General features: G+C 37.8%; 8 protein-coding genes and 1 tRNA gene. 7 read left to right on the top strand and 2 right to left on the bottom strand.

Annotation, left to right across the window (positions count from 1 at the left end; translation table 11 throughout):
- Window positions 1-180: 180 nt before the first annotated feature.
- The gene (locus H6F47_RS26640; RefSeq protein ID WP_096565611.1) at window positions 181-609 is read right to left on the bottom strand and encodes a SufE family protein; all 429 of its coding nucleotides are present in this window, start codon (window positions 607-609) and stop codon (window positions 181-183) included.
- Window positions 610-636: 27 nt separating this feature from the next.
- Here H6F47_RS26640 and H6F47_RS26635 point away from each other — a divergent pair, with 27 nt between their 5' ends.
- The 5 genes from H6F47_RS26635 (at window position 637) to argB (ending at window position 3,171) form a co-directional block, all read left to right on the top strand.
- Entirely contained in the window at window positions 637-789 is a 153-nt protein-coding gene (locus H6F47_RS26635; RefSeq protein WP_190348734.1) for a hypothetical protein, read from the top strand.
- 107 nt (window positions 790-896) lie between these two features.
- The gene (gene psaK, locus H6F47_RS26630) at window positions 897-1,157 is read left to right on the top strand and encodes a photosystem I reaction center subunit PsaK (protein ID WP_096565613.1); all 261 of its coding nucleotides are present in this window, start codon (window positions 897-899) and stop codon (window positions 1,155-1,157) included.
- Window positions 1,158-1,280: 123 nt separating this feature from the next.
- Window positions 1,281-1,353 (top strand) — tRNA-Ala (locus tag H6F47_RS26625).
- A gap of 280 nt (window positions 1,354-1,633) precedes the next feature.
- Window positions 1,634-2,188, top strand: coding sequence for a shikimate kinase (locus tag H6F47_RS26620; RefSeq protein ID WP_137668103.1), 555 nt, complete (start codon window positions 1,634-1,636; stop codon window positions 2,186-2,188).
- Between the two features lie 92 nt (window positions 2,189-2,280).
- Window positions 2,281-3,171, top strand: coding sequence for an acetylglutamate kinase (gene argB / locus H6F47_RS26615; RefSeq protein ID WP_096565617.1), 891 nt, complete (start codon window positions 2,281-2,283; stop codon window positions 3,169-3,171).
- On the opposite strand, the gene H6F47_RS26610 is transcribed toward argB, so the two are convergent.
- Window positions 3,164-3,328, bottom strand: a complete 165-nt coding sequence (locus H6F47_RS26610) for a hypothetical protein (protein WP_190651759.1) — start codon at window positions 3,326-3,328, stop codon at window positions 3,164-3,166. The genes argB and H6F47_RS26610 overlap by 8 nt on opposite strands.
- Window positions 3,329-3,425: 97 nt before the next feature.
- Between H6F47_RS26610 and H6F47_RS26605 the strand changes: the two genes are divergently transcribed.
- Together H6F47_RS26605 and H6F47_RS26600 are read left to right on the top strand one after the other, a co-directional pair.
- A complete protein-coding gene (locus H6F47_RS26605; RefSeq protein ID WP_190651757.1) occupies window positions 3,426-3,944 on the top strand; it encodes a tetratricopeptide repeat protein in 519 nt (172 codons plus the stop codon).
- 96 nt (window positions 3,945-4,040) lie between these two features.
- A complete protein-coding gene (locus H6F47_RS26600) occupies window positions 4,041-4,874 on the top strand; it encodes a DUF3153 domain-containing protein (RefSeq protein WP_190348740.1) in 834 nt (277 codons plus the stop codon).
- Window positions 4,875-5,715: the final 841 nt, after the last annotated feature.

Genomic DNA, 5,715 nt, shown 5'->3' with positions numbered 1-5,715 from the left:
TGCGTTTTGCGCCAGTAGTAGTCGTTGTTGCTTGTTAACTTTGAGTTGGGTTTTGAATCCTAGTAGCATACAGTGATTTTACTGTAATTCTGTCACAAAGCCAAAAGATGACAGGAAATTTTCAGTAAATGTGAGTATTTGTTAGTATTGGTTAAGAAAACAGTAACTGGCTACTAACCCCTACACCCCTATTTCCGATGCTTTTTTCTGCATAGTTTTAAAAATGTTGTAAAACCCATTAGCGCGGGAAGGTGTGAGGCTGACATTTAACCCTGTGGCTTGAATAAAATCAGGAGTTAGTTGTACAATTTCATTAGGTGATGATCCGTTTAACCCTTCTATTAAAAGTGCTACCAGTCCCTTAGTCAGTTGAGAATCAGAATCTCCCTGAAAAACCACCTTGCCATCATTGAGTGAAGCTGTGACATATACCTGAGAGACACAACCAGGGACTTTATTTTCGGGGATTTTATCAGCTTCGGGAAACTCTGGTAATTTTTGAGCATACCAGATTAATTGTTCATAACGGCGCTTTGGATCAGAAGCACGTTGAAAGCGTTGCACAATCTTGGCTAAAGCAGGTGGTAAGGAGTCAAGACTCAAGGACATAGTAAATCTAGAAAATAAATCAGTCTTATGTTGAGTGTAAATGATCTGCGATCTTTAAGAGCGATCGCAGTTGACTGGGGATTAGTGATTGGTGATTGGGTTATTAACTTCCCTTTCTTCCCTTTCTTTCCCAGTCCCCAGTCCCCAGTCTTCAGTCCCCAATCACCAATTATGAAGTAATTCAAAAAAATATTAAATAATGCTGCAAAATTGGGACATTGGTTGAATTTTATTAGTAATTATGAAGATTATCAGCCCCTAATTCTGTAATCTGAGGAGAAAATCGGATGTTGACTTCTACTCTAATCGCTGCTGCAACTACACCCCTAGAATGGTCTCCTACCGTTGGCATCATTATGATCATCGCCAATATTATTGCGATCGCCTTTGGTAAATTTACAATTCAATATCCCAGTGCTGAACCCGCAGCACCCGCACCTCAATTCTTTGGTGGTTTTGGTTTACCTGCTATACTTGCTACTGCCGCTTTTGGACATATCTTAGGCGCTGGTATTATCTTGGGATTGCATAACATTGGTAGAATCTAGGATTTACATCTCATCTCGTCTTTTGTGATTCATTATCCCGGCCGCATCTACAATGGTCGGGATTATTTACGAACACAGTTGACTAAATGGAAATAATCTGGCATAATTGCTAATGCAACCTACGGGGTTATAGCTCAATTGGTAGAGCGCTTCAATGGCATTGAAGAGGTCAGCGGTTCGATTCCGCTTAACTCCATAGCTTATAAGCCTTACTGTGTCTGGTTTTTAAGGTACAGGTGGTAGAAAGTGCAAAACTCTCTATTTGGACTTTCTACTAATTTTCTACCAAATCTGTCAAGCGTTATATGTGTAATTTTTTGCATTACAAAAAATAATCCCCTAACTATCACCAGTTAGGGGGTTTTTGCCTATATCCTATAAAATGTAAAAATTATTAATTGGAGTCAAGAGTTCGAGTTTTGTCAATCAATGCTCAGAAATGTTCAGCGTAAATGAATCAGACTGGTGAGTAAGTTATGAGTAATTTATTAAGAGGAGTCAACCTGTATTTAATTGGGATGATGGGTGTCGGTAAAACCACAGTTGGGCGGTTACTGGCTCAAGAATTGGGTTATGGTTTTATAGATACTGATGATGTCATAGTTAAAGCTGCTGGTAAATCCATTAATGATATATTTACTGATGAAGGTGAAACTGGGTTTCGGCAGTTGGAAAGTGATGTGTTAGCTCAAGTTTGTGCTTATACTAAATTAACTATAGCTACTGGTGGGGGTATTGTCTTGCGACAAGAAAACTGGAGTTATCTACATCATGGGTTGATAGTTTGGTTAGATTGCAGCGTGGAAACAATTTTTAATAGGTTGTTAGAAGACACTACAAGGCCACTTTTACAAGATTCTAATCCTGAAAGTAAATTGCGATCGCTCCTGCAACAACGTCAACCGCTTTACTCCCAAGCTGACTTACATATTACCATCACCCAGGAGCAAACCCCAGAACAAATTGTGGCAACGATACTAGCAGCAATACCTAGTGTTCTCAAAACTCAAGTTTCCCAACACCAAAATTGATCTGAGGATATTTTGTGATGCTAGGGTATTTTCATGTTTTGATCATGTAAAAATCCTGCATCTTCAAAATTGAAAATTAGCCAATTCTCAAAATGATTAACGATACCGAGTATATCAGGCAAGCGGAAGCTAATCGCGTCGAAGTTCTCAGCGAAGCACTACCCTACATTCAAAAATTCTCAGGTCGTACCGTTGTTGTCAAATACGGAGGTGCGGCCATGAAAGACGGTAGCCTCAAAGATAAAGTTATCCGTGACATTGTATTTTTATCCTGTGTAGGCTTGCGACCAATTTTAGTACATGGTGGTGGTCCAGAAATTAACAGTTGGTTGGGTAAACTGGGAATTGAAGCACAATTTAAGAATGGTTTGCGTGTCACCGATGCACCAACAATGGATGTGGTAGAAATGGTGTTAGTCGGCCGAGTCAATAAAGAAATTGTGGCTCTGATTAACCAAGCTGGGGGTATGGCCGTGGGACTGTGCGGTAAAGATGGTAATTTAATTACTGCTCGTCCTCAAGGTGATGAAGGTATTGGTTTTGTAGGGGAAGTCAGTAATGTTAACATCAAGATATTAGAAACTCTCGCCAGTAATGGTTATATTCCCGTGGTTTCTAGCGTCGCTGCTGATGATAACGGACAAGCTTATAATATTAATGCTGATACCGTAGCGGGAGAAATAGCAGCTGCTTTAGGAGCAGAAAAGTTAATTTTGCTGACGGATACACGGGGTATTTTAACCGATTACAAAGACCCATCTACCTTAATTCCTAAAGTAGATATTCCTGAAGCGCGTCAATTGATTAACGATGGTATAGTTAGTGGAGGCATGATTCCTAAAGTGACTTGTTGTGTGCGATCGCTCGCTCAAGGAGTCAAAGCTGCACACATTATTGATGGTCGCATTCCTCACGCATTATTGTTAGAAATTTTTACAGATGTGGGAATTGGTACAATGATTTTAGGTTCTCAAGTTAAATGATAAATTGGTGATTGGGGACTGGGGACACTTCGACAAGCTCAGTGCATCGCTGGGGACTGGGGACTGGGGACTGGGGACTGGGGACTGGTGATTGGTGATTGGTGATTGGTGATTGGTAATTGGTAATTGGTGACTGGTGACTGGGAAGAGTAACCAATAACTAATGACTCATAACTAATGACTCATGACTAATAACTAATAACCAATAACCAATAACCAATAACTAATGACTAATAACTAATGACTAATGACTAATGACTACAGAAAGTTTAGAAATTGCGAAAAATCGTTACATTGCTGGAAAAGTAGCTTTTGAAAATGGACAATATCGGGAATCTGTGGAAAACTTAGAAAAAGCTAGTTCCTTATTAGCAAAAAATACACGCTTTGGAGGTGAAGTAGACATTTGGTTGGTAAATGCTTATGAAGCTGCGGGACGTTCAGAAGATGCGATCGCACTTTGTCAACAACTCACCCGTCATCCCCATTATGAAACCAGATCACAAGCCAAAAGATTAGTATATATTTTAAAAGCGCCCAAACTTAAACGCCCAAAAGAATGGATGACAGAAATTCCTGATTTTGGTAATATTGGGGAAAACGCAGCTAAAACAGTCATCACCGCAAAACCCAAAAAAACCACAAAACAAAAATCCCCAGAACCAGAATACATTGATCTCAGTCAAGTCAATACAAAAGATAATCGTTTTATTTGGGTAGCTTTAATTGCAGTCGCTTTAACAATTTCCTATTTAGTTTGGTTAACTGTGTGAGTTGGTGACAGGTGACAGGTGACAAGTGACAGGTGACAGTAAAAAGGTAAATTTAGAAAAAACAAGTTTATGAATATTTTGCATCTTCTGAATATTATGAATATAGATAATTTGCCAAAAACCAGATTTCATTTAATATTAATAAAAATAGCAAGATTGGTTTTTAAAAACATCATCAACTTAAAAACCACCAGAAAACTATTTTCCGTTTTCCTAATTTTGGCATCTTTAACATTATCTGGATGTGTACAATATGATTTAGGAATTAACTTTAATCATACCAACAACGGCGAATTAGTACAACATATTAAATTGCCGGAAACAGTCATCAGTTTTAGCGGTGATTATATTTCCGAATGGTCAAAAACTTTAGAACGTCGTGCTAGAAAACTATCAGGTTCAGTAAAACGCATTTCTCCAGAAGAAATTATTGTCAAAATACCCTTTACCAGTGGAAAGGAACTACAAGAAAAATTTAGTGGTTTTTTCAACTATACCACTGCTCCAAAAAATGATAAAATTGGCAATAATTCAGAACTACCAAATATAGCATCTAACTTAATTGTACAGGATAATAACTTTTTACTTTTATCGAGAAATCATTTAATCTATGATTTAGATTTGCGTTCTCTTGCTGCACTTACCAGTAAAGGAAACAACTTAAATGTCACGAGTTCAATTATTGATTTAGATTTTAGCTTACAAACACCTTGGGGAGTTAACAATATTCAACAAACTGAAAATATCCTCCAACCAGAAAAGAATGGTAAACAACTCGTCTGGAAACTAAAACCAGGTGAGTTAAATCATATAGAAGTTGTATTTTGGACTCCTAACTTCCTGGGTATTGGTACATTAATAATTATCCTGTTTGTTTGGGGTGGTTATTATGTGCGATATACATTGTTAGAATCAGGATTTTCAGCATAAAAAACGCAGATGAACGCAGATAAACGCGGTTTTTTTGAATTGGGATTGACAGGATTAAAGGATTTACAGGATATGAGCGATCGCCTCCTCTACCTGCTCTCTGTGCGATCGCATATTTTTTAGTTTTCGACTTGACAAGCTGCAAGATTAGTTGTATACTTATGTTATGATTAGAAATCTGTGGGCGCAATATATATAAAGTTTTTAACAGCCTGGGTTGAGATTTTCGGAACGCAGATAGACGCAGATGGTGAAAATCAGGACAACTAACATTTAGGGATGTAGAGGATGAAAACAGAAAATCTCTCTAAAACCTCTTACCTTCCTGTCCTTTGCGTTCTTTGCGGTTCATTCTTCCATGACTTGTGCGTAACCAACCATCATCAAATAACATCCTGTAAATCCTGTAATCCTGGACATCCTGATTCAGACAAAAAAATCCTTTCAGAATAACCAACAATCATCAAATAACATCCTGTAAATCCTGTAATCCTGGACATTCTGATTCAGACAATACCACTCCCTTGGATTATTCTAAAACCTATGATAACACAACCCTGTGAGAAGTCAAGACCCTTGAAAATACGTTAATTCATTCGCAACCATTCTCAATAATTTTGGGCTAAAAAAGGGTGTTGAAACTTTTTTGGGATTTTTAAGTTAAAAATTGTTAAGGTGCTGACGTTAAGACGCTAAGAAATAAAACATCAGTGTTATGAAATTAGCGAGTATATTATTGTATCCCACATTCCGCACCCTGATCTGGCACATAGAGAAATTACGGAAATAAGAAAGGAAACTGAGCCTAAAAAATCACATATTAGCGAAAAAATACATTGTT

This window comes from Sphaerospermopsis sp. FACHB-1094, assembly GCF_014696195.1.
Taxonomy (GTDB): Bacteria; Cyanobacteriota; Cyanobacteriia; order Cyanobacteriales; family Nostocaceae; genus Sphaerospermopsis; species Sphaerospermopsis kisseleviana.
This window is presented reverse-complemented; position numbering and strand designations above follow the sequence as displayed.

Excerpts from the sequence above, each read along its gene's own strand:
- H6F47_RS26640 (WP_096565611.1), bottom strand. The coding sequence starts at position 609 with ATGTCCTTGAGTCTTGACTCCTTACCACCTGCTTTAGCCAAGATTGTG.
- H6F47_RS26635 (WP_190348734.1), top strand. The coding sequence starts at position 637 with ATGTTGAGTGTAAATGATCTGCGATCTTTAAGAGCGATCGCAGTTGAC.
- psaK (WP_096565613.1), top strand. The coding sequence starts at position 897 with ATGTTGACTTCTACTCTAATCGCTGCTGCAACTACACCCCTAGAATGG.
- H6F47_RS26620 (WP_137668103.1), top strand. The coding sequence starts at position 1,634 with ATGAGTAATTTATTAAGAGGAGTCAACCTGTATTTAATTGGGATGATG.
- argB (WP_096565617.1), top strand. The coding sequence starts at position 2,281 with ATGATTAACGATACCGAGTATATCAGGCAAGCGGAAGCTAATCGCGTC.
- H6F47_RS26605 (WP_190651757.1), top strand. The coding sequence starts at position 3,426 with ATGACTACAGAAAGTTTAGAAATTGCGAAAAATCGTTACATTGCTGGA.
- H6F47_RS26600 (WP_190348740.1), top strand. The coding sequence starts at position 4,041 with ATGAATATAGATAATTTGCCAAAAACCAGATTTCATTTAATATTAATA.